The following is a 23293-nucleotide window of genomic DNA, read 5'->3' as shown; positions in this document are numbered from 1 at the left end:
ACGAAAATTCCCGACCATTTTAATGCCTTTTCAACCGTACAAAAATGAAGGGTACTATAATTTTTTTTCGAAATATTTCATTACTGTGTTTCGTCTTGTTATGCCATGCAGCTGTTGCCCAGGTGCTTATCAAAGGCACTGTGTATGATAAGCAGGCCCGTTATGGTGTGCCTGATGTTAGCGTGCTGAGCAGTTCCGGCAAAGGCACAGTAACCGATTCGCTTGGCCGCTATACCATAAAAGTGCCCGTCAATGACTCCATTTATTTTTCCTACCTCGGCAAAGCGACCTCAAAATTCCCTGTTAAAGAACTGCCGCCTGATCAACCTCTGGACGTAAGCCTGGCGGTATCGGTCGACATGTTGCCTTCGGTATTGGTGCGGCAACCTGATTACCGCCTCGATTCGCTGGCCAACCGTGAAGAATACCGGAAGGTGTTCGACTATGACCCCTCCGCGTATTTTGGCAGCCCCGGCGGCGGCTTTGGAATGGGTATTGGGCTTGACCTGATCTTTAATGCAAGAAAGATCAGGAGCATGGAACACCTGAAGGCCCGGCTGGAAAGGGAAGAACGGGAAAAGTATGTTGATCACCGCTTCACTAAAGCGCTGGTGAAACGCATCACAGGCTTAACTGCGCCGGCGCTGGATTCTTTTATGGTGGAATACCGGCCCAGCTATGAGATGCTGAAAAACTTCGAAACAGACTACGATTATTATAAATACATCAAAACCTGTGGCAACGCTTATATTACCAGTGGAAGATAGGTCAACCGGTTGCTTACAACTCTCCGTCCCATTCCGGCGTACCTGCCAGTTTCTCCAGTAAATTTTCGGGTAAGAAGGGTCTGCCTCCGGTTGCTTTTACGCAGGTGCCTGAAAATATCGCTTTGGTAACTACTTTATTGTTCAGTAAAATGGTTTGCTTAAAATGCAATACCGACTTATTGTTCTTATCTAACAGCGGACTGCAGGTAACAATAAACTGATCGCCTTTTTTCAATGATCGTACAAACTGCAGGGTGTATTTGCTCAACACCATGTTTACGCCATTTTTCGCTTCTTCTTCAAAATCGAAACCCAGCACTTCGCGAATATAATCGTGCCGGCAATACTCCATATAAAAAGGATAATACAATCCGTCCACGATGTTTTGAACATCTATGTGCTCGTCTTTAACAGTATAGGTCTTTGAATATTCCATGTTATAATTTATAGAGGCCACAAAAATACTACCTGCGTGTTGGCTTGTAAAATTATATTTGTTTTTTCCATTTACGCGCAATCTGCATAGCGGTTTCAAGCATGGCCGGGTGCCAGTTCTCAATATTCCAGGAAGTATAAGCCAGCGAAGAGTGTCTTAAGGCCGTCATGGCCTCGCTATAAGTCATTGCTGATTCGAGTATGTTCGACAGTTCACGTTGCTGTAGAAACAGTAGGTCGTCTTCGGCTACCGGTTCGTTGTCCAATAGCACGCCCGCCTGGTGCAGCGGTAAAAAATTGTTCTGTCCGTCACCATTACGCGATTTGTTTTTCTGTTGCAGGATATTTTCCATGTGCACAAAATCCTGATAGAACTGTTGCCGGCTTTCAGGCGTTTGCAATCCGTTGCCCAGTTGTTCAAGAACCACATATTTGCATTCAGCACAACGGTCGATGGCCATATTCAGTAGTGAAAAAACCTCAGCAGGCACCGCATCATCATGCGTATCCCTGCGTATGCGGCGATCCGGGTCCCACGCTACCTGTTCCCAGCTGCCACCGGAAATATGTATTTCACGCACCTTATCCAGCGGATACAATGCCAGCAGCTCTTCTGCTTCCATCGCAAAATTTTGCAGCTGACAATACATATTATGAAGGTCAAGGATAATGAACCCATTCACCGGTTCAATCAATTCATGTAAAAAATCGCCATGACGTTTCACGTCTTCGATAGCATAGGCGAAGGCGAGGTTCTCCAATCCCACAGGGCATTGCGCTGCATCCTGAATGCGCCGCAGGCGGTCACGGCCGATTCGCAATGTTGTGGCAGCGTAAGGGATCGCCAGCGGCGCCCCCTCATGGAAATCTTTTCCGGTCATGAAACCAAAATGTTCGGTTACCTGTTCCAGAGGGAAGCGTCGCGTAGTGGCACGTAATGTTTCCAGCCATCGCGCCTGTTCAGGTAACCATTTTCCTGAGAAAAGCGAAAAGAACACACCGTGACCGGTGAGTCTTTTCGCATTGCTGTATGCCTGTAATAATTCTTCAAACCATGGAGGTAAGGCGCCGTGATCAAACAGGGCGTCAAACGACCACTCGATGGCCTGTACCCGTTCCTGTTCGAACAGCGGATAACAGGCATTGAGTATATCGGTATCTAAATTACAGGCGGCCGTAGCAAGCAGCTTGGTCATACAGGAAAACTTTAACCCATGCCACAGGCTATGCAGCCATACGGATAGGTGGGCGGTTTAGGCTTTTTGTCGTCTTTTTTTTCCTTGTCTTCTTTAGAGGGTGGATCCTTTTTTTTGGTGCATGACTCTACCGTCTGCAGCGTGATGCCAGTGAGCATCGCAACAAGTAATGTTTTTGGTAATTTCATGGTGCGTGAATAGGGTTTTTGATTGCAGGTATGACCAGGGATGTGAAGGAACCGTTGCATGGCCGTTAATAATATCTACAATTGTAATGCTTTTAAGAGATCCTGTTTATAATATTCTCCTATAGGAATTTCATATTGCCCTATATATATTCTGTTGCCCTCTATTAATCTTATTTTATCCTTATTGATGATAAACGATCGGTGAACCCTGAGAAACGATATGCCCGGAAGCATATGGATGAAAGCAGAAAATGCCATTTTAGTCAGTACTATTCCTTCTGTGGTAACAATTTTGGTGTAGTTGCCCTGGGCTTCGCCATAGAGGCAATCAATAAAAGTCAATTTATGGATCTTTCCTTCTGACCTGATAAAGGTATATAGTGGTTGAACCGGTTGATTATTTTCAGCGGTTACGATAGGGTTTGATTTTACTTTCGCTTTATCAACGGCTATGATAAACCGCTCAAACGAAAAAGGCTTAAGCAAATAATCGCAGGCTGAAAGATCGAATGCATTCACTGCATATTCCTGGTAAGCGGTGGTGAAAATAACCTGCGGAGGATTTTTCAGGGTGCTTAAAAAGCCGATACCGTTTAAAACCGGCATATTGATATCGAGGAACAACAGGTCGATTGCTTGTTCCTGAAGTACCTTCCTTGCATCCAGTGCATTGCCACATTCTGCTACAATGTGCAGGAAGGGCAGGAGGTTGCAATAATTCCGGATGATATTTCTTGCCACGGGCTCATCATCCACGATCAGGCAATTGGTTTTCATTGTTCGTTCTTTATTTTCAAAAGTAGTTCTACCCGGTAAACAGCATGGTCTTTTTCCTGCTTCAGTTGATAATCGGGGCCATACAACAAGTCAAGCCGTTTGATGGTGTTCGCCAATCCTAAACCCGAGCTTTCAGTCCATTCATGATCGCGCTGTTTTTCTACCGGGCACGAATTGCTAACTTTAAAGAAAATAAAATGACCGGTGATGTTTAATGAAATGTTTATGGTTATCTCCCGCATTAATGAATTTTTCGCATGCTTGAATGCATTTTCAATAAAAACGATCAATACCTGCGGCACTATTTGAATGCCCGGGTCGTTTATCTGCTCAATGTCGGTAGTTAATACCAGGCGGTCTCTGGTACGGATCTGCTCAAACTCGATATAGTTTTTTATATATGTCACTTCCTCTTTTAACGATACATATTGTTTCCTGAAACCGTATACCGAATAGCGCAGCAGATCCGACAATTTGAGTAGTAGACCAGGAATGCGCTCATGCTCTTCAATAGAAATGCCATACAGATTGTTGAGTACATTGAACAGGAAATGCGGGCTTAGCTGCGATTGCAATAAATTAAACTCACTTTCTTTTTGCCGGGTCTTTATTTGCGCATTTTGCAGCTCCTGCCTCATTGAATAACTGATCAGCTTTAATAATATACCGGTTATCAGTGCCACAATAAAAAAAAGAGCCGTGCCAAACAAAAATTCCATAAAGCCGGCATTCGGATGGTTGAGAACATATTTTACAATAAGAAAATCGATCAGTGCCAAACCGGTGGCGGTTAAAATGATGTACAACAAAAAGCGGAATATCTGCTTCTTAAGGTACCAGTTTTCGCATGCCCAGCGGCCATTATAAATGTATAGTATAAAGAAGAGGCAATTGGTACAAACGATCGCTGTGTTAAAACGAAATTGGGCAATATGTAACAACCAGGCCCCGGATGCAAGCAGCCCTATTACGGTTATACAAAATAATATATGCCGTTGAAATGTACTCCCGCTGATAAACCCCCGGATAGTGAACATGGTTTAAATTTCGGCAAATTATACCAATTATTATTGGATGTTGCAGAAACCACCGTACGGGTGATGAAAAAGGGTTATAAGGTGACGTAGTAATCTGTCACCACGAATGGCCGTTATAAACGCTGTAATCCCTTTTCGGGCCCTTGCATTTCAGCAGGTGTTTTTAATGGCTAAAATTAGAGGAACAATTACAGCAAATTATGAAACCAAACCGATTGTTCCTGTTATTTTTCATTACCATTATGGTTATACAAGGGTATGCGCAACCGCCTGCCGGCAGCGTTTCAGGCGTAGTAGCTGATTGGCAACGCAATGCTGTTGCCGATGCTACTGTACAACTGCACAGCCTGAACGACACTGTGTTTAAACAAACACGGATAGCCGGAAAAAACGGCCGGTTTATTGTTCGTGGCCTCCCCAATGGAATGTATGCCATAAGAGTTACCTGCGTAGGTTTTATGTCTTATTATAATGAGCACCTCGAGATCAGTGATAGTCATTCTGCGCTCGTTTTACCCGTGATTGTATTGCAGCCGGCGGGGGGTAAACAGATGCAGCAGGTAACCGTTACAGCAAAAAGAGCATTGATCGAACAAAAGATCGACCGTACGATCGTGAATGTAGATGCCATGATCACTGCATCGGGCGGCAGCGTGCTGGAGGCTTTGTCAAAAAGCCCGGGGGTATTTGTTGATATAAATGATAACATCAGCCTGAACGGCAAATCGGGCGTACTGGTATTGATAGATGACCGGCCAACATATATGAGCGGCCGCGACCTGGCGGCTTATCTGCGATCGCTTCCGGCAGGTATGGTCGATAAACTGGAACTGATCAGTAATCCGCCTGCACGCTACGACGCAGCCGGCGGAACGATCATCAATATTGTTTTAAAAAAGAACCACACCGCAGGTTTTAACGGCGGCCTCAGTACCGGTTATAACCAGGGCCTGTATGGGCGAAGCTATGATGCGCTGAATTTCAACTACAGAACACCGAAGTTCAACCTGTTCGGCAATGTGAGTTATAGCGCCGACAGGAATTATACGAAAGAAACTTCTTCAAGATATTTTTATAATACCAATGACTCCCTGCAGTCGGCGGCCATACAAAGCAGTTATCGCCGTTACCAATCTGATGCCTGGAATGGCAGGGTAGGGATGGATTACTTTCTTAATCGCCGCACCACGCTGGGATTTATGTTAACCGGGAATATTCGCCCCAGGACCGACCGTTTGAATTATCAGAATAATCAATTGAACGCGCATATACAATCCGATTCTTCGGGTATAGGTTATAACGGTGGCCAATACCGCGTGGGGAATGCAGGGATGAATCTTAACGTGCAGCACCGGTTCAATAACACCGGCAGGCAATTGACCGCAGATATGGATTATGTGCATTTGTATTCAAATGGCGATCAGTTGTCGCACATTACAATGTATTATGCCGACGGTACTTTATTAAACGATCAGCAACGCCGGTTTCTTTTGCCTTCCGTTACTGACATTTATTCCGCTAAAGCCGATTACACCCATCCCTGGGACGGTAATAAAATTGAATTGAATGCCGGTATCAAATCGAGTTATGTAACTACCAACAATCAACTGCAGTGGTTCGACCAGGAGGGCGCCACGCTGGTTCCCGATTACAGCAAAACCAATCATTTTCGCTATTCGGAAAATATCAACGCGGTTTATGTAAACCTTAAAAAAGAAGGGAAAAGGTGGGCGGTACAGGCAGGGCTTCGTATGGAAAATACAAATGCGTTTGCCCATCAGTTCAGTAACCCTGCCGTACAGGATTCATCTTTCAATAAAAACTATACGCACGTTTTTCCGTCTTTATATTTTTCCTATAAGCTTGATACGGCTTGTAACCATACGTTGAAGCTCAGTTACAGTGAGCGGATCAGGCGCCCGGGTTACCAGCAACTCAATCCCTTTCTTTTTTATCAGGACCAATACTCCTATACGTCGGGCAATACGGCCCTGGTTCCTTATTACAGCCGGTATATTGAGCTCACATATACCTATAAGCATTACGTTAGTGTTACGGCCGGCTACTGGTTCGGTAATAATCAAAGCCAGTCATTAACAAAAGCGTTGGGAAATGTTTTTATTACCCGCCCGGTTAACTTTATTAATAACCGGACATACAGCCTGATTCCTTATGTTTCACTGGAGCCAACCCGCTGGTGGACTTTCCGCCTCAATGCAGTGCTGTTATATATCCTGAACAATGGCAGTGCTGAAGGTGTAACCATTCAGCAGAAAGCAAACGTTCACGAAATAGAAACGTCCAATGAATGGCAATTGGGTAAAAAGTGGAGTCTGGAGATCGATGGCTTTTTCCCCGGCAAACAAGCCTTTGGCCAAACCAAAGGCAATAAAGCAGGTTATAACATAAGCGGCGGTATCAGGAAAACGATCTGGCAAGGGCAGGGCTCTTTTAGCCTGATCGTAAATGATATATTCCATACTTTAAAGGGGTACAACCAAACGATCGGCATTAACGGGGTAACTGCTTTTTCAACCCGCGAAACAGATTCGAGGCGCATAGGAATTACTTTTGCTTATCATTTCGGCAAAGCAGCCAATGCGCGTAAAAGAAACACCACTGGCAGTGCCGAAGACGAAAAAGGAAGAACGAATTAATGAACGCAAAAAATGGCCTCTCGCGAGGCCACTTTATTTATACCCATCTTTGAATCTGCAGGTTCCAATAACCAATTACCAATTGCTTATTGCCAATTGTCTGTTGATTTTAATCGCGATAATTCAATGCAGGCTTACGATCGCCCAGCATGGCTTTATATTGAAAGCCGGCGCCTTTTGATTGATTAAATTCAGTAGTGGCTTTTTCAATCAACGCAGGTTGTGTAAACAGGTCGATGCCGGTAAGCACAATTACCTTCGCAGCGTTGATCATTCCTTTGGCGCCTATTTCCATGCCGCCTGCTGCTACCGCCTGCCAGCTATGAGCGGGCGTGCCGGGCACCCAGGTTGCTGTACCTAAACCAACAGTAGGCACATTCCAGCTTACATCGGCTACATCGGTTGAACCACCTACATCACCCTCTTTGGCTTTCAGGCTATCTACTTTCGCTGCTGCATGAATGTCAGGTGCTTTAAAATCGAAGGTGGATTGTATTTTTCCGGCAAAATCTTCTTCTTCTTTCGTATAGGTTACTCCACCTACTTTAACCAGGTTTTTATACATGGCTTCGCTCAACACGCTATTCGGCAACAGATCATATACACCGCCGGTAATTTCATAATCCACCGTAGTGCCTGTTCCCAATGCGGCGCCTTTGGCGGCATTTACCACTCTTTCAAATACACTGCGCACTATCTCGCGGTCCTGGTTGCGTACATAATAATACACTTCACTAAAATCGGGTACTACATTGGGCGCTTTACCTCCGTTGGTAATGATATAATGGATACGGGTACTCGAAGGTATATGCTCGCGCATCATGTTAACCATATTGTCCATCGCTTCTACGGCGTCTAAGGCCGAGCGTCCTTTTTCGGGCGAAGCGGCGGCATGGGCCGAAATGCCATGAAAACGAAATTTGGCGCTGATATTGGCCATTGATCGTCCGGAAGTAACGCCATTCCTGTCGCCGGGATGCCAGTGCATTACTACATCTACTCCGTTGAATAACCCGGCGCGAACCATATACACTTTGCCGGAGCCGCCTTCTTCGGCAGGACAGCCATACACTTTTATAGTGCCTTTCAATTTACCCGTTTCGATCAGCTTTTTCAATTCAACACCGGCGGCTACAGAAGCTGTGCCGAAAAGATGGTGTCCGCATCCATGTCCTGCATTCACTTCTTTCACATCAGACCGTGGATGTTTTTCAGGACTGGCATCCTGCGATAAACCGGGTAGTGCGTCATATTCTGCCAGTATGCCAATTACCGGTTTGCCGCTTCCGTAAGTAGCCACAAATGCAGTGGGTATTTCTGCTACGCCGCTATCTACCGTAAATCCATTGTCGCGCAATACCTGTTGCAATAAGCGGGAGCTTTTGTATTCTTTGTATCCCACTTCGGCAAAGTTCCATATCTGCTGTTCGGTTTTTTTGTAGAAATCATACTGTGACTGCACATCGCTCAACGCTGTGGTTTTTAAAGCATCGGCGCTACCTGTTGCTTTTTTTTGTGCGAAGACGCTGTTGGTTTGAAGTGTCAGTGTGCCAATTATGGTTAAGCACATCAGGAATCCTTTTTTCATATTGGAATGATTCTTTTATTGATCACAAGTTAAATCAGTTTTATCTATTGCCCATTGCCAACCCTTCGACGACGCTCAGGGTTATCTGTCTGCCCTTCGACTGCGCTCAGGGCTAATCCCTGTAATTCAACGCCGGCTTTCGATCGCCGATCAACGACTGGTATTTAAAGTCGGGTCCCTTTGCCTGGTTGAACTCTGTGGTTGCTTTCTCAATCAATGCTGGTTGTGTAAACAGATCAATGCAGGTAAGCGCCATTGTTTTTGCTGCCACCATCATCCCTTTTGTGCCTATGTCGGTACCTCCGGCAGCAACGGCCTGCCAGCTATGAGCGGGTGTACCGGGCACCCACGTAGCGGCAACCAAACCAACCGTTGGCACGGCCCAGCTTACATCGCCTACATCGGTTGAACCGCCACCCATATCACCGGGCGTTGTACGCATACTATCTACTTTAGATGTGCTGTTTATATCCGGTACTTTGTAGGTAAAGGATTCCTGAATTTTCCGGGCAAATTGTTCTTCTTCGGGAGTATACCTAAAGCCGCCTACGGTGTGCAGGTTTTGGTCCATAACCATCGACAATGTTTTATTGGGCAACAGATCGTATTCGCCTCCCATTATTTCATAATCCATTGTTGTGCCGGTACCCATGGCGGCGCCTTTGGCGGCATTCACTATCCGCTCAAATACATCACGTACTATCTGCCGGTCAACATTGCGCACATAATAATATACTTCAGCAAAGTCTGGCACTACATTCGGTGCTTTACCACCGTTCGTAATTACATAATGAATGCGCATGTTTGAGGGAACATGTTCGCGCATCATGTTTACCATATTATCCATTGCTTCAACGCCATCTAACCCCGAGCGCCCTTTTTCGGGTGAAGCAGAAGCGTGGGCCGATATGCCATGAAAACGGAATTTGGCATTGATCACGGCCAGTGACCTATCGGCCATCACAATGTTCTTATCGCCGGGATGCCAGTGCAGCACTACATCAACGCCGTTAAACAAACCGGCTTTTACCATGTAAACTTTACCGGCGCCTCCTTCTTCGGCTGGCGTACCGTATACCTTAATGGTTCCTGTTAGTTTTCCGGATTCTATGAGTTTTTTAATGGCAATGCCGGTTGCCACAGAAGCTGTGCCAAACAAATGGTGCCCACATCCATGACCTGCCGAAGCAGTTGCTGGTTTTCTCTCAGGCACAGCTTCCTGCGACAATCCCGGTAATGCATCAAACTCAGCCAATATGCCGATAACCGGTTTTCCGGTTCCATAGGAGGCTACGAATGCGGTAGGTATTTCTGCAACGCCGCTGTCGACTGTAAAACCGTTGTCGCGCAGCGTTTGCTTTAATAATCCTGAGCTTTTATACTCCTTATAGCCTGTTTCAGCATAGCTCCATATTTTCAGGGCCGTACTTTTATAATAATCATACTGGTTCTGAAGATCGGTTAAAACGGTTTTTTTCAAAGCATCATTCGCCGGTTGTTTTTTCTGTGTGTAACCGGCTACTGAAAAACAAACCAGGCTAAGTGTCATCATCCATTGGTTTTTATTCATCGTGCTATTGTTTAATAAGGTTTTTGAATTTTTTAGCTAAGAGATTAAAGGAGAAAAAAGAGAACTTTCAATTTTAAAAACCCGCTTTAAATAAACAGACCGTATGGTAAACAAGGGCTGTAGCAGAAAGAACTCTCCTTTATCTCTTTTTACTCTTTCAATCTCTTAGCGCTACTGCATTGCTTGCGCCCGATTAGTATTGCGAAATAAGCGGCGCACTGCCGGCTGTTGCAGGATTTACATCCAGCTCGTTCTGCGGTACATCCCAATACGAATTATAGGCATAATTGATAGTGCAGTTGATATTAAGTGTGCCGGTGCCATCCAGTACCACGCATCCTTTTCTACCGCCGCCTCTCGATATGTCGAGGTTGATTCCATTACGGCGGGCATCGTAAAAACCCAGGCCTCTTAAAAACAACGCGCACCGTCGTTCTTTGCGTAGTTCTTCAAGCGCATCGGTCAATGTAGCACCGGTGCCGCTGGTGGTACTCAGGCCTGCTCCCTGATAACTGCGAACAGCATCAATAATGGCGAGCCCGTCGTCGGGTGAAGATGTATGCATCAGGCATTCTGCTTTCATCAACTCATTTTCTTCATAACTCCCGGCAATATACGTAGGGGTGGCGCCGATGGCCGAATTGAAATAGGTATTGGCGCCGTTGCCGGTCCCTTTATCTATCAAATACCACCGTGTGCCGAAGTTGATGCCGCGGCCGCGTACATTAATAACAGCGCTCGATAGTTTGCCAAAGTTGTTGGCAAGGCGCTTGTCGCCTGTTTTAAAATCCTGGATGAACCGTTCGCTGATGTATTCGGTAGGTTGGGTGCCCGATGTATAAGCGCCCAGCCAGCCATTGTTATTGGCAAATACCGATGTGGTATTGTCACTCACCGTACGAATGCAAAACTGGTAGTCGGTTGCTTTAATGCCGGCATTGGCAAGGGCGAGTACCTGGCTCCAGTCGGCAGTTTGCATATCGGCTACTTTTTTATTTACCAAAAGCGTGCGGGCTTCAAATGTGTTGATGTTATCGATCCATTCCTGGGGCGAGGGATACGATTTGCCTGCAAACTGCATGGCTCCGGGAATAATGGTTGCCATCACTTCGTTGTAACCGCCGCCGGTTGTTAAACCACTCAAAATAGTTTTGGCGGCTTCCATTTTAGTAACGGCTTCGGTAATAAGCGCCTGATTCGTAACATAATTGCCATTGCTGCCATTGGCCGAATCGGTAATGATACCGGCTATATACATAGATCCTATGCGGCTGTATGCATAACCTTTCCACCAGTATGCCCATGCTTTCAGTACGTTCTTTTTGGTAGCTGCATCGCCGCTAAGGCTTACCTCATCTAACTTCGACAATAATACATTGGTGGCATTATTTAAGAAATACATATACGTCCATTCGTTGATCAGTGCATTTTTGCCGTTGTACGAAGCGCTGTTGCGAAGCCGTAATTCAGGAATTTGTCCTTTGCCAATGGGTGAAGTAACTACGGTTCCATTATCTGTTTGAATTGAAAGCGGACCATTCACATACATCAGGCTGCTGTTGCCATAAGGGCACCATACGAGGTCGCCCATGCCTTCGTGATAACCTGATACAATTTTAAACATGCCCATGCCAATACCATCATCGTTGGGTGAAAAAGTTTGATCACCAAAGGCCAGTTTATAAACCCCTTTTGCATATGCCAGTACACCGGCTTCGTTATTCAATACTTCAAGCGGCGGCTGGTTCAGGTTCATCACTTCGAGCGAGGTTTTTTTGCAGGCCGTATTAAGCAGCAACAGGGTTAATGGTATCGTAAAGGAAATATATTGAATGCTTTTCATGATTCGAATAATTTAAGCTGTGAATGGTTTAATTGATACCGATATTCAAACCTACCTGTACCGATTTGGTATTGGGGAAAGCGAAATAATCGAGTCCCTTCAGTACCGTGGTTTGTGAACCGCTCACGGGGCCGCCGCCTGTTGTATTTAAATTGGCTTCGGGGTCCATACCGGTATATTTTGTTTTTGTCCACAGGTTTCTACCGCTAACCATTAACTGCAATTTGTTAGTGAAAGATATTTTGATCACTTTGGCCAGGTTGAACGACAGCGATACATTTCTTAAACGCAGGTAAGAAGCGTTTTCGAGGAAATAATCTTTGGTGCCATTGGTTTCGCCGCCATCGTAAATTGAACGGTAAAAAGCGGCCCATGCCCCTGTTTGTCCGTTTATGGTAACAGGATTGGCAAAGTCGCTGTGCAACCCATCGCTATACATCCATTCCTTGGTCTGGTTATAATTATGCTGACCGCTTATCCAGTCTAACTGAAAGCTGAAACTGAGATAATCTTTATAAGTAAAAGAATTGGTGAACGACATGTTGAATTTGGGCGCCGTTGTGCCGATGTATTGTTTATCGGTGGTTAACACTACCCGTTTGGTGGTTTTATCGGTCACAAAACCATTCACGATTTCATAGTTGCCCTGAAGGTTCTGAGCAATATACAATTTGCCCGAAGGATCGGTTTGGTTTATGCTGCGCAGTATTTTGTATCCATATAAAGCGCCGATGGGTTGTCCTTCAATTAAACTGAAATTGGCTGCATTGGGCCATTTCAACGGAAGCTGGTTGGCAATGCCGTAAATATCGTCTATATGCGTCGTATACTGTCCAAACGTAGTCAGAAAATTCCAGGTAAAGGGTTTGCTTTTATAAACATTTACATCGAGGCTAAACTCGGTTCCTTTTGATGACATAGCCAGTGCATTGTTCTTTATTTCAACAGCGCCTGACGATATGGGTACCGGTAATATCCAGATTACGTTTTTGCTTTTCCGTTGCCACCAGGTAGCAGAGAAGTTGATAAGGGAAAACCAGTCGCCTTTAATTGGTCGAAAAGTGAGATCCATACCCATTTCTGTTTCACTCGAACGTTCTACAGTTAAAGCGGGGTTGGCAATACGGGTGGGGTTGTAAATGCCGGGGCCGTTATCGAAGTTCAGGGAGTTGAGCGACAATATGCGGTCGAATACGCCCGGCTGTATACCTGCCTCGCCATAGGCTATGCGAAGTTTTGCCTCCGGCCACCAGTCGGTCCATTTCCAGAAGCTAAGAGCAGTTGGCCGAAAATAGGCGTCTCCGCGTGGAAAGGTTTGTGGTTTTTTTGAATCGCCGAAGGTAGATGAATAGTCAGAACGAAAGCCTCCCGAAATGCCTGCGATATCGCCCCATTCTAACCGTTCGTTAATAAAATAACCGAATGTGGTAAATATATCCTGATACACGCCAACGACCGATTTGGTTGAAGCCTGGTTGGCATTGGCAGCGTATAAAGGTAATCCAGCGTATTGATTGCCGGTTACATTGTACGTGCGCTTGCGCCAGTCGTAAGCAGCTGTAGTGGTACTTACTATTGGTAATTTGGTGTGAAAGTCTTTATCAAGATCGAGTTTAACCGAAGTGGTGAATAAAGAGTTTTGTGTTACCATTCTGCTGATCTGGTTATAAACACCGCCTGTAACACCTTCCTGTCCGGCATACCAGGTGCTTTTATTCAGCATCGACGTTTTGTTTTGGGTTTGATTATCTGCCGTACGGGTGCTATCGCCCCGGCTAACGTTGATACTGTATTTATAATCGAATTCAACAAAGCGGGGCAATTTATAATTCAGGTTGATGCTGGGTATTACATCTAATTTTTGCAGGTCGAAATGCTGGTATCGCTGAAAATAAAATGGATTGGTTGAGTTAACACCGGCGCCGCCATATTTATAGGTAGGGTTGCCATCTACATCGAGCATTCGCAGATCGGCAAAAGGATACGTATACAGGGCTGCACTGATTTGCGTGTTGCCGGTGGTGTTATTCGTGTATGCCAGTTGGGTAATGCTGCGGATCTTAAAATTTTTGAATACCTCAAAACCCATGTTGCTGGTAAAATTGGTGCGGGTATATTTGCCGTCTACCACACTTTCCTGCGACATACGGGAAATGCTAAGGGCATAATCGCTTTTTTCTTTACCTCCCGAAACGGTAAGACTGTTATTAATGGTTTGTGCGGTACGAAAAAGTTGTTTAAAGTGATCGTTATACTGTGTGTTATCCTTGTAAGGTTTATTAAACTGATCGTTCACGCCTGATAAATAAATAGGGTTACCCCATAGTCCGTACGCATCTTTCGCAAGAGGAACCGGCTGGTTGGCGCTGTTGAGCATAACAATATCGCCATTGGCATCTGTTTGAAAAGAGTGGGTGGTGGGCTGGTGTAGGTTGCCTGTATTCAGGTAACTATCCCAACCCATGCGCGATGAAAATTCAATGTGCGTGGCGCCCGATTTTCCTTTTTTGGTAAATACATTGATCACGCCATTGGCGCCCTGTGCTCCGTAAATAGTAGCAGCGGCAGCGCCCTGCACCACTTCAATATGATCTACCGTACTTAAATCAATCGTATTTAATGCCGAAGCGCCCATTTCAACGCCGTCGATCAGCACCATAGGCTGCGAACCATTTTGAACGGTGTTGGGTCCACGAAGCTGAATGCTTACAGGAGCGCCGGGATTACCTGAGGTTGTATTGATGCTGGCGCCGGCAATTTTACCAACCAGCGCCTGATCGATAGATGCATTGGGAACAGCCGGTAATTTATCGGCCCCAACAGTTTGTACAGAGATGGCAACTTTTCTTTTGCTGGCAGCGCCGCCCACACCGGTAGTTACTACCACATCGGCCAACGCCTGCATTTCAGGTGCCAATTGAATGATAATGTTATTATCTGTAACAGCTACTTCACGTTTTTGATATCCGGTAGCCGATACAATTAAAATAGTGCCGGGTTTTACTTTCAACACAAAGCTGCCATCGTCCCCGGCACTTGTTCCCCTTCTGGTACCCTTTTCTATAACCGACGCACCTGATACGCCGCCTCCGGTTTCGTTTTGAACTTTTCCGCTAATTTCAATGAACCCGGAAGCAGGCGAATCGTTCGATATATCATTAACAGTATGAGAGGCTTTCTTTTTCTGCAACACGATCACCTGGTTGCGATAGGTCCAGGAAATGTTTTTTTCTTTGAGAAGGGTCGTGAGCAGGTCATCGAGCTTTACTTTTTCTCCGTTAAGTGTAACTTTTTCCTGGTCGTTTAACAGGCCATTGCTGTAAAATACAGTAAGCCCGGTTTGCTGTTTGATTGATTTGAAAACTTCTGCAAGATCAACTTCTCCCTTTTGTGTAGTTACCCACTTCTCTTCGCTTTTTTGCGCCCTGGTTGAAAAGCACATAAACAAAAGCGGAAGAAACAGGCAATAACGGGTTTTCTCTTTTACCTGTTGTAGTAAAAAAAGCATAAGCAGCAGTGTTTGTGTATTGTAATCGGTTCCTTTCTTTTTAAGAGACAGATTTTACTTTTCGAACGGGTGAAGGGAGGAGAAATATTTTTGGTGAATAGTGAATGGTCAATGGTGAATAGTGATCGGAAGTCTTATGTTACTGGTTTCAGGTTGCAAGGTTTCAGGGCCTTTACAGCAGTTATTCCGTGTAACTTGTGACCTGTAACCTGAAACTGTTAACCCAAACGTCGCCGCCCTCACCAGAAATATACTACATCATTCCTGAGTTCTGCGTTAACTGCATCGGATTCGCGAAGGTTATCGAGAAATGCCTGCAGAGATTCTTTTTTAAATAATACGCCACTGAAAGTTTTGCCGGTTAGTGTGTTGTTTTTGAATTGCACCTGAACTGAAAACCATCGTTCCAGTACTTTTGATAATTGTTGCAGCGACACGTTATGGAAATAATAAGTGCCCTGTATCCACGACAATGTTTCATTTGTATCGAACCCCGCTACAGCGAAATGGGCTTTGTCGTTATTAAATACCGCTTCGTATCCGGGTTTTAATGTAACAGCAGTATTGCCGGCGGTTTGAATATGTACTGAACCTTCAACAAGGGCCGTACTGATCTTTGCCGAATCGTAGGTGTTCACATTGAACCGGGTGCCCAATACCCTGATATTGGTTTTGGGAGTATGAACAATAAAAGGCTTGTTTGCATTTTTCGATACATTAAAAAAGGCTTCGCCATCAATATATACTTCACGTGTATTGCCGGGAAAACTAAATGGAAATTTGATTTGTGTTTGCGAATTCAGGATCACTACGGTGCCATCTGCCAGTGTTAATGTATAGTTTCCGGCTGAAGGAATGTATAAGGTATTCCATTCCTGTACAGCGGCAGATGCCTGCGCCGTATAGCTTAATCCATTGCCGGCGTTGTGAATGGTGGTGTTGCCTGCCTGAATGTTTTTGTTGGCGGCCTCTGACAGGTTAATTTCCTGCCCATTAGCGAGGCGGAGTGTAATAGCGTCTGAATGTTTAACGGTTGGCGTTTTGACTACCGCATGCAATTCAGGTTGTTTGGTTCGATAAAAATAAAAAGTGCCCGTTACCAGTAGCAGGCAGGCGGCTGCCGCTGTTGCTATTTTGGTAAAGTTGATAATGCGGCCTTTGGTAGTATGATGTTGTTGTAAATCTGGTTGCAATCGGGCCCAGGCAGCATCTTCATCAGTATTTTTAGTAAAACCATTCTCCATGGCTTCGGCTAATTTGTTTTGCAGTTGCGCCCATTGTAGCTGAATGGTTTCATCTTCCTGTATCAACGTGGTAAGCAATGCATCATTAGCCGGGCTGATGGTACCCGCCAGCTTTTCAATCATCAATATCTGTATGTCATCTCCGGTATATTCCATAATGCTTATCTCAACCTGCGCTTTGCCTCTTTTTATTATAAGACAATAATATGCATTAAAGCGGGTGAATTATTTAATATTATGTAAATGGTTTTTCAGTGATTTAATGGCCAGCTTCAAGTGGCTTTTAATAGAATTAATGCTGATGCCCATTTCGGCTGCTGCCTCTTCGTACTTTTTTTCTTCCATATATACCAGGGTAAACGCTTTCAGGCGTTGGGCCGGCAGCTTATTTAAGGCAGATTGAAAAATATGTGGTAAGGAAATATCGTGCTCGTTGGGTAGGGTGGTCAAAGAAGGATTATATGCCTGAACTTTCTTTTGCGTACGTTTTTCTTTTTCAAGGTAGTTAAGGCATTTATTGCGTATAGCCATGTGCAGGTAGGCGCCTATGGCATGTTGCACATTGCGGTACAGTTGTTTGTTCCATATATCAAGAAAAAGCTCCTGTACAAGGTCTTCTGCATCTTTTTGGTTTTTAAGCAGCAGAAAGGCCTCCATGCGCAACTGTTTATAGTAGCGTTTAAAAGCGGCTTCAAAGGCCGTTATATCCCCCTTTTTAAAAGCCTGCAGTAAGGCTGTTTCCTGGTATTTATCCATGAGCCCTTAATAACCCGGCAACCGGTTATAGTTGAATAATACAATATGTGTTATGGTTAATTACCCGAACGACAAGCAGGAAATAAGTGTAAAAATGATCTTTTTTCAGGCGAGCAACAGCTGAGAGGTACAGATCGACTGGTATAGAATGTTATACCATCGAATTAAAGATAGGGGGAAAAATGATTACTGTTAATTTATCATGAGGGATTTTTTTACGAAAACGTTAGAGAGGGCAACAGGTTTACGACATGCTAAAGCCTCCCAGTATCCACTTGCAAAAAGAATCGGTTCGCCCAAAGCTCGTTGTTGTATTGTAACGGGTTTCGGGCCTGAGTAAAACTTCGAGCCGTGATTTGCTGGCCGGCACCATTTTTACAATGGCTGAAATATTGATAATAAACTGGCGATTGATACGAAAAAATATTGCCGGGTTCAATAGTTGCTCAAGTCGTTCAAGTGTGAAACCTGTACAATATTTGGCCCCTGCAAAAGTGATGAGGTATACCATCTTCTGTTCCGAAAAAAAATAGGCAATCTCATCTGCAGTAACCAGCTTCATCTGGTTGCCTACAGTAACTAAAAAACGTTCCTGGAACCTTTTGTTAGCGGCATTCCGGCAATTGTCAGCCGGGATGTTTTTCAGCTCATTACAAAACAAATTCCGGTACCGGTATATTGCTTTCTGAACTTCTTCTTTATTTAATGGCTTCAATAAATAATAAATTCCATTCGACCTGAAAGCATCCAGGGCGTATTTGTCATTTGCACTTGTGTATATAACCGGTAGATTGTTTTCCGGATTTTTAAACGAATCGAAGCTCAAACCTTCAGGGAAATCGGCCAATGAAAAAACAAGATCGGGTACTTCATTGTTACGGAGCCAGTTCATAGCTTCATTTATACTGCTACAACGGCTGATCACAATTTCCCCGGGCGTCACCTCCTGTAAGATATGTTCGAGTTCTTCTATAGCTGCCGGCTCATGGTCTACAATCAGAATGCGCATATTGTATTTACGGTAAAAAGCATCTTTCCTATACTATCAGACCAAATAAAAAGCACATGGTCCTATAGGGTTTTAAAAAAAAGCTGTGATCATAAAAAAATATGTACATTTCAATCATAACGTTATTTTGCGGGGTACGATGCCCATTCATAAGGCCTTTACTTACTATCTGCAGCATTAATGAACCCATCAGAGGAAATAATATGGAATCAGATCAGGGAGAGGAATATATCCGTTTTTGAAAGCTATTATAAAGAGCATTTCAAAGAGTTCTTCCTGGTTGCCTACAAATATGTCAGATCGGTTTCTGTATCACAGGAGATCGTGAATGATGTATTTTTAAAGATCTGGGAAGATTCGGATAAGATCATGATCGAATCCTCGCTCAAAGCCTATTTATACAAGGCAGTGGTGAACAGAAGCATCAATGCCCTGAACAAACAACAAAAAGAAAAGCAAAACCAGCGTGAGTTAGCCCGGTTGCCGCAGGAATTTTATGAAGAAAAGCAGATAGAGGCTAATGAATTGAAAATACAGTTGTATAAAGCCATTGATAATCTGCCCGATCAATGTAAAAAAGTATTTCAGCTTAGCCGGTTCGAGGGACTGAAGCAACAGGAAATTGCGAACAAGCTGGGCATTTCAATAAAAACAGTCAAAAACCATATAACGCATGCACTAAAACAACTGGCCAGGGTTGCCGGCAAATTGATGATTATATTCTGATCATTTTATTTTTTTAACATTACCGGGACCACACCGGATTTATTTTGTCTTAGTAATGAATAACATGGATTTTTTATCTGACCATACCATTCCGTGGGAACTGATCAGCTCCGCGCTGATTGACAACCTCAATACTGAAGAAGATGCGGCTTTTCGGCAGTGGGTGGAATCAGACGTGCAAAACAGGGAATTGTTCATGAAGCTGAAAGAAATCTGGAACAATGGCCTGAATGATTATACGGTTTACCAGCTGGCCGGCGAAACAGTTGCCTGGAATGCTTTACGCAGTAAACTGAATGAACAAGTAACCGCAGAAAAGCATCAGCAGCCGATGGTGGTTGCCCATGCCGGGATCAGGACCGCCCGTTTTATGAGGATAGTATCTATTGCGGCCATTTTTGTAATTGTAACAGGCATTGTTGCCTGGTATATGATGACAAAAAACGATGACAGGAACTATAATACAGGAAATGCTGAACAGTTAGTTTCCCTGGCAGATGGTACTGTTATAAAACTATTCCCCGCTACCAGCATCGAAGTACCCGCTGATTATGATCAGTTGGTTCGCAAGGTTATATTAAAGAATGGGGAAGCATTTTTTGAAGTACAGCATAAAGAAGAAAGACCCTTTATAGTTGACCTGGGTACTGTCAGTGTAAAGGATATCGGCACCGGTTTCAGTATCCAAAAATCAAATGACAGTATAAATATTAAAGTAGTTTCCGGAAAAGTAGAATTCATAAATCATGAAAATAACCAGGTGCGGCTGTTAACGGCCGGAATGCATTTAAGGTTCCTGCCCGGAGCAGGTGATTCCCGGCCGCTCATTTTTGTTGATTCTTCTGCTGCTGACAGCGAAAGCCGCCTGCATTTTTTCAATACGCCATTACCTGAAGTAATCGGCAGGTTTAAAGAAGTTTATAATAAACAAATAATTATAATTGATACCATGGTAAAGCAAAAAAGGTTTACCGGTCACCTCGAAGAACAATCTTTTGAAAGTGCTATGGATGTGCTTTGCAAATCGATGAACATCACCTTTGTTCAGAAAAATGATGTTTATTATTTAAAAAAAGAATAAATTCATAGTGACCAGCCATTCTGTACCCAATCCAATAAAATACTCAATGTTTTCTGTTGCCAATAAAAAGATACCTAAAAGTCTATTATTGCAGATAACTTCATTTGTATTATTTCTGCTGGCATTTACTATATCCTTACAATCGCAGATCGTTAATGAAAAAGCAAACAGGATCACTATTGATGTAACAAATGAGCCCCTGCAAAAAGTACTCACTGCTATAGAAGCGCAGTCATCCTTCCGGTTTGCCTATGACGCTGAATTGATTGCATCGCAAAAGAATATCACATGCCGGGTTATTGACGAGCCTTTAACCAAATTGCTGAATAAGCTGTTCAAAGAAAGCGGGATCACTTACCATATCAGCGGCAACCAGGTGATTTTGCAAAAAAGCATGTCCGGTAAAATAACGCTCAGTGGTTATACCAGGGATAAAAAAAATGGAGAATTACTCATTGGTACAAACATATTTTTTCCGGCCATTAAAAGAGGCATTGTTTCAAATAATTACGGCTTTTATTCCATTACTGTACCTTCAGCAGATTCCCTGGAAGTGGAAATTTCCTATGCGGGATTTCAAACCATGCACACCACTATCAAGGCACAAAAAGATCTTTCGCTGGATGTGCAACTGGGCCACCGCGAAGATTCCGTTACGTTTAAACCGGTGATCGTAATGAATGAAAAAGACAATCCCCTTAACAGGAGCGAGGTTGATCTGATAGATATGTCGTCTGAAATCATTACTGCAATCCCGGCTGTCAGTGGTAATGGTGATATCATCAATTCGGTACAGCTCTCTGCAGGCGTTCAGGCAGGCCTCGATGGATCTGCAGGATATTTTGTAAGAGGCGGCAATGCCGATCAGAACCAGGTATTGCTTGATGAAGCCACTCTGTATAATCCCGGTCACCTGTTCGGGTTAGTTAGTGTTTTCAATTCGCCTGCCATAAAAAAGGCAACCCTGATGAAAGGAGGTTTTCCGGCCTCTTATGGAGATTATTTAAGTTCTGTGCTCGAAGTATATATGAAAGACGGCAGCAACCAGCAGCCGGGCGGAGAGTTGCAACTGGGCACCATGACTTCATCATTTGCTTTGTATGGTCCGGTTTTTTCCGACAAATCTTCTTTCTTTTTATCGGCCCGAAGAAGTACCATCGACTGGATGCTTCGACCTGTTTCAACGACCGGCTACTTCAGTAATTATTATTTCTATGATCTGAATGCAAAGTTTCAGTTCCGGTTGTCATCGCGCGACAGGATCTTCCTCGGATTTTACCAGGGATACGACAAGGGGGGCTATAAATCAGGTGAGGAAGAAGATGATGATGCCCCGGACCATTATATAGATTATAACATTGCTTTCGGTAACAGGGCATTCAGCACCCGGTGGAACCATGTGTTTTCAAATAAACTCTTTTCAAATACATCGCTGGTTTACAATTCGTATTTTCAGCGGCTTTCAACTATACAGGGCAACTATTTTGCAGAATTGTATTCGGGCATCCGCGATCTGCATGCCAAAACAGATCTGTATTATTATCCGCATATTGCACACAGAATGCGCCTGGGTTTCGATTACCTGCAGCAATCGCTTTTTCCCGCCACCATATCAGATAAGATATCTTCAACGGGGTTTATAAACATCAATGAAGACGATATACCGGCAAAGAGATCGGAACGTTTTGCCGCTTACCTGAGCGACGACTTTAAAATTACCCGCCGGTTTGCCGTATATGCAGGTATCAGAACGCCCGTATACCTGAAACCTGACGCCCGGTATTTAAACTTCGAACCGCGTGTATCGCTGTTGTACCTTATCGGCTTAAACAGCAGTGTTAAACTGGCCTATAGCCGTATGCACCAGTACATTCACCTTGTGCAAAGTTATAATGCCACTTTTCCGGCAGAAATATGGATAGGAAGCAGCAGCAAAGTAAAACCACAGGGCAGTGATCAGGTATCTGCGGGATTATATAAAAACTTCAAAGGGAAAATGTTTCAGGCCAGCCTGGAAGTTTATTACAAGAAAATGGATAACCAGTTGCTGCTGAAGGGCGGCACCACGCCCTACATAGATAATAACCTCGAAGAACGGCTGATATTCGGAAAAGGCTGGAGCTATGGAACAGAATGTATAATCAGAAAAAACAGTGGCAAAATAAAAGGATGGATATGTTATTCTTTTACCAATGCATTTCAACAGTTTGATTCACTGAACAATGGGGTAAGTTTTCCATTGGCTGTTAACCGAAAACACAGCCTGTATGTTTTAGCCGCCTATGACCTGAATCAGCATTGGTCATTTGCTGCAACGGGTTACCTCACAAGTGGCCGCTCTGTTACGTTGAATACAAATTCCAATACTACACCGGGTAACGGAGATGATAATCCATTATATGAAGATGAACATGACAACAACGGGAATGATGCCTATTACCATCAGCTTTCACCATACAACCGGTTAGATGTAAGCATTACCTACAGGAAAAACAGAAATACCAAACACCGAACATTGACAAGTGAATGGGTGCTATCGGTTTACAATGTGTACGCACACCAAAATACCCAATTCTATTACAGAACAATCAACCCCGAAACAAAACAGCCGTATATAAAGGAAATATCATTTTTCCCTGTTATACCCACGCTCACATACAGGCTCAAATTCTGATGATATTTATCACTGCCCTCCGCTTAAACATAACAGACTTTCCTTTACGCAAACCAACCATACGCCGGTAACCAGTATGCGGTAATCTGCACATCTTCTATTTACAACCACCCGGTATTATTAAATAACTATCCGGTCGCTGTTTTTTTACCAGTCGGTAACTCTGAACAAAACTGTGGTAATAACTGCATAGAAATTGAGTTATAAGCATACCCTCACGCAACCCTGCCGCATTAC

17 protein-coding genes are annotated in these 23293 nt (G+C 44.0%); 5 read left to right on the top strand and 12 right to left on the bottom strand.

What is annotated here, in order from left to right; translation table 11 throughout:
• Nucleotides 1-44 precede the first annotated feature (44 nt).
• Nucleotides 45-767 (top strand): carboxypeptidase-like regulatory domain-containing protein, encoded by a 723-nt coding sequence (locus tag AC59IL_RS04655; protein WP_496550921.1) that lies wholly within the window; start codon nucleotides 45-47, stop codon nucleotides 765-767.
• Between the two features lie 13 nt (nucleotides 768-780).
• Here AC59IL_RS04655 and AC59IL_RS04650 read toward each other — a convergent pair whose 3' ends face one another.
• The 5 genes from AC59IL_RS04650 to AC59IL_RS04630 all read right to left on the bottom strand — a co-directional run bounded on the left by AC59IL_RS04650 (nucleotide 781) and on the right by AC59IL_RS04630 (nucleotide 4400).
• Nucleotides 781-1203, bottom strand: coding sequence for an acyl-CoA thioesterase (locus AC59IL_RS04650; protein WP_496550920.1), 423 nt, complete (start codon nucleotides 1201-1203; stop codon nucleotides 781-783).
• 52 nt (nucleotides 1204-1255) lie between these two features.
• On the bottom strand, nucleotides 1256-2398 hold the full coding sequence (locus tag AC59IL_RS04645; RefSeq protein ID WP_496550919.1) for a multinuclear nonheme iron-dependent oxidase: 1143 nt from the start codon (nucleotides 2396-2398) through the stop codon (nucleotides 1256-1258).
• Between the two features lie 11 nt (nucleotides 2399-2409).
• Entirely contained in the window at nucleotides 2410-2586 is a 177-nt protein-coding gene (locus tag AC59IL_RS04640) for a chryseobasin-related MNIO class RiPP peptide (RefSeq protein ID WP_496550918.1), read from the bottom strand.
• Between the two features lie 75 nt (nucleotides 2587-2661).
• Nucleotides 2662-3363: a LytR/AlgR family response regulator transcription factor gene (locus tag AC59IL_RS04635; RefSeq protein WP_496550917.1), complete on the bottom strand. Its 702-nt coding sequence runs from the start codon at nucleotides 3361-3363 to the stop codon at nucleotides 2662-2664.
• Nucleotides 3360-4400: a sensor histidine kinase gene (locus AC59IL_RS04630; protein WP_496550916.1), complete on the bottom strand. Its 1041-nt coding sequence runs from the start codon at nucleotides 4398-4400 to the stop codon at nucleotides 3360-3362. Before AC59IL_RS04630 ends, AC59IL_RS04635 begins: the two co-directional genes overlap by 4 nt.
• A 200-nt stretch (nucleotides 4401-4600) precedes the next feature.
• Between AC59IL_RS04630 and AC59IL_RS04625 the strand changes: the two genes are divergently transcribed.
• Nucleotides 4601-7057 (top strand): outer membrane beta-barrel protein, encoded by a 2457-nt coding sequence (locus tag AC59IL_RS04625; protein ID WP_496550915.1) that lies wholly within the window; start codon nucleotides 4601-4603, stop codon nucleotides 7055-7057.
• Between the two features lie 109 nt (nucleotides 7058-7166).
• On the opposite strand, the gene AC59IL_RS04620 is transcribed toward AC59IL_RS04625, so the two are convergent.
• From AC59IL_RS04620 to AC59IL_RS04590, 7 genes are all read right to left on the bottom strand, one after another.
• Nucleotides 7167-8645 (bottom strand): amidohydrolase, encoded by a 1479-nt coding sequence (locus AC59IL_RS04620; protein ID WP_496550914.1) that lies wholly within the window; start codon nucleotides 8643-8645, stop codon nucleotides 7167-7169.
• A 112-nt stretch (nucleotides 8646-8757) separates the two neighbouring features.
• Complete coding sequence (locus AC59IL_RS04615; RefSeq protein ID WP_496550913.1) at nucleotides 8758-10215, bottom strand: amidohydrolase; 1458 nt, start codon at nucleotides 10213-10215, stop codon at nucleotides 8758-8760.
• Between the two features lie 193 nt (nucleotides 10216-10408).
• Nucleotides 10409-12058, bottom strand: coding sequence for a RagB/SusD family nutrient uptake outer membrane protein (locus tag AC59IL_RS04610; RefSeq protein ID WP_496550912.1), 1650 nt, complete (start codon nucleotides 12056-12058; stop codon nucleotides 10409-10411).
• Nucleotides 12059-12086: 28 nt separating this feature from the next.
• A complete protein-coding gene (locus AC59IL_RS04605) occupies nucleotides 12087-15566 on the bottom strand; it encodes a SusC/RagA family TonB-linked outer membrane protein (RefSeq protein ID WP_496550911.1) in 3480 nt (1159 codons plus the stop codon).
• Nucleotides 15567-15805: 239 nt separating this feature from the next.
• Nucleotides 15806-16966, bottom strand: a complete 1161-nt coding sequence (locus AC59IL_RS04600; RefSeq protein WP_496550910.1) for a FecR family protein — start codon at nucleotides 16964-16966, stop codon at nucleotides 15806-15808.
• A 69-nt stretch (nucleotides 16967-17035) separates the two neighbouring features.
• Nucleotides 17036-17566 (bottom strand): RNA polymerase sigma factor, encoded by a 531-nt coding sequence (locus AC59IL_RS04595; RefSeq protein WP_496550909.1) that lies wholly within the window; start codon nucleotides 17564-17566, stop codon nucleotides 17036-17038.
• 244 nt (nucleotides 17567-17810) lie between these two features.
• A complete protein-coding gene (locus tag AC59IL_RS04590; protein ID WP_496550908.1) occupies nucleotides 17811-18575 on the bottom strand; it encodes a LytR/AlgR family response regulator transcription factor in 765 nt (254 codons plus the stop codon).
• A 180-nt stretch (nucleotides 18576-18755) separates the two neighbouring features.
• Between AC59IL_RS04590 and AC59IL_RS04585 the strand changes: the two genes are divergently transcribed.
• From AC59IL_RS04585 to AC59IL_RS04575, 3 genes are all read left to right on the top strand, one after another.
• Nucleotides 18756-19301 (top strand): RNA polymerase sigma-70 factor, encoded by a 546-nt coding sequence (locus tag AC59IL_RS04585; protein ID WP_496550907.1) that lies wholly within the window; start codon nucleotides 18756-18758, stop codon nucleotides 19299-19301.
• Nucleotides 19302-19365: 64 nt separating this feature from the next.
• On the top strand, nucleotides 19366-20382 hold the full coding sequence (locus AC59IL_RS04580) for a FecR family protein (protein WP_496550906.1): 1017 nt from the start codon (nucleotides 19366-19368) through the stop codon (nucleotides 20380-20382).
• A gap of 46 nt (nucleotides 20383-20428) precedes the next feature.
• Nucleotides 20429-23056 carry a carboxypeptidase-like regulatory domain-containing protein gene (locus tag AC59IL_RS04575; protein ID WP_496550905.1) on the top strand — a complete coding sequence of 876 codons (2628 nt, stop codon included), beginning with the start codon at nucleotides 20429-20431 and terminating at the stop codon, nucleotides 23054-23056.
• The last annotated feature ends 237 nt before the right edge of the window (nucleotides 23057-23293 follow it).

Source organism: Niastella sp. sgz303648, assembly GCF_059587045.1.
The sequence above is the reverse complement of the archived record's forward strand: the minus strand, read 5'-3'. Positions and strand labels throughout refer to the sequence as shown.

Bases quoted from the DNA above. Each gene is read 5' to 3' on its own strand.
- AC59IL_RS04615 (WP_496550913.1), bottom strand. From the start codon at position 10,215: ATGAATAAAAACCAATGGATGATGACACTTAGCCTGGTTTGTTTTTCA.
- AC59IL_RS04585 (WP_496550907.1), top strand. From the start codon at position 18,756: ATGAACCCATCAGAGGAAATAATATGGAATCAGATCAGGGAGAGGAAT.
- AC59IL_RS04640 (WP_496550918.1), bottom strand. From the start codon at position 2,586: ATGAAATTACCAAAAACATTACTTGTTGCGATGCTCACTGGCATCACG.
- AC59IL_RS04610 (WP_496550912.1), bottom strand. From the start codon at position 12,058: ATGAAAAGCATTCAATATATTTCCTTTACGATACCATTAACCCTGTTG.
- AC59IL_RS04575 (WP_496550905.1), top strand. From the start codon at position 20,429: ATGTTTTCTGTTGCCAATAAAAAGATACCTAAAAGTCTATTATTGCAG.
- AC59IL_RS04650 (WP_496550920.1), bottom strand. From the start codon at position 1,203: ATGGAATATTCAAAGACCTATACTGTTAAAGACGAGCACATAGATGTT.
- AC59IL_RS04620 (WP_496550914.1), bottom strand. From the start codon at position 8,645: ATGAAAAAAGGATTCCTGATGTGCTTAACCATAATTGGCACACTGACA.
- AC59IL_RS04600 (WP_496550910.1), bottom strand. From the start codon at position 16,966: ATGGAATATACCGGAGATGACATACAGATATTGATGATTGAAAAGCTG.
- AC59IL_RS04595 (WP_496550909.1), bottom strand. From the start codon at position 17,566: ATGGATAAATACCAGGAAACAGCCTTACTGCAGGCTTTTAAAAAGGGG.
- AC59IL_RS04625 (WP_496550915.1), top strand. From the start codon at position 4,601: ATGAAACCAAACCGATTGTTCCTGTTATTTTTCATTACCATTATGGTT.
- AC59IL_RS04645 (WP_496550919.1), bottom strand. From the start codon at position 2,398: ATGACCAAGCTGCTTGCTACGGCCGCCTGTAATTTAGATACCGATATA.
- AC59IL_RS04605 (WP_496550911.1), bottom strand. From the start codon at position 15,566: ATGCTTTTTTTACTACAACAGGTAAAAGAGAAAACCCGTTATTGCCTG.
- AC59IL_RS04635 (WP_496550917.1), bottom strand. From the start codon at position 3,363: ATGAAAACCAATTGCCTGATCGTGGATGATGAGCCCGTGGCAAGAAAT.
- AC59IL_RS04580 (WP_496550906.1), top strand. From the start codon at position 19,366: ATGGATTTTTTATCTGACCATACCATTCCGTGGGAACTGATCAGCTCC.
- AC59IL_RS04630 (WP_496550916.1), bottom strand. From the start codon at position 4,400: ATGTTCACTATCCGGGGGTTTATCAGCGGGAGTACATTTCAACGGCAT.
- AC59IL_RS04655 (WP_496550921.1), top strand. From the start codon at position 45: ATGAAGGGTACTATAATTTTTTTTCGAAATATTTCATTACTGTGTTTC.
- AC59IL_RS04590 (WP_496550908.1), bottom strand. From the start codon at position 18,575: ATGCGCATTCTGATTGTAGACCATGAGCCGGCAGCTATAGAAGAACTC.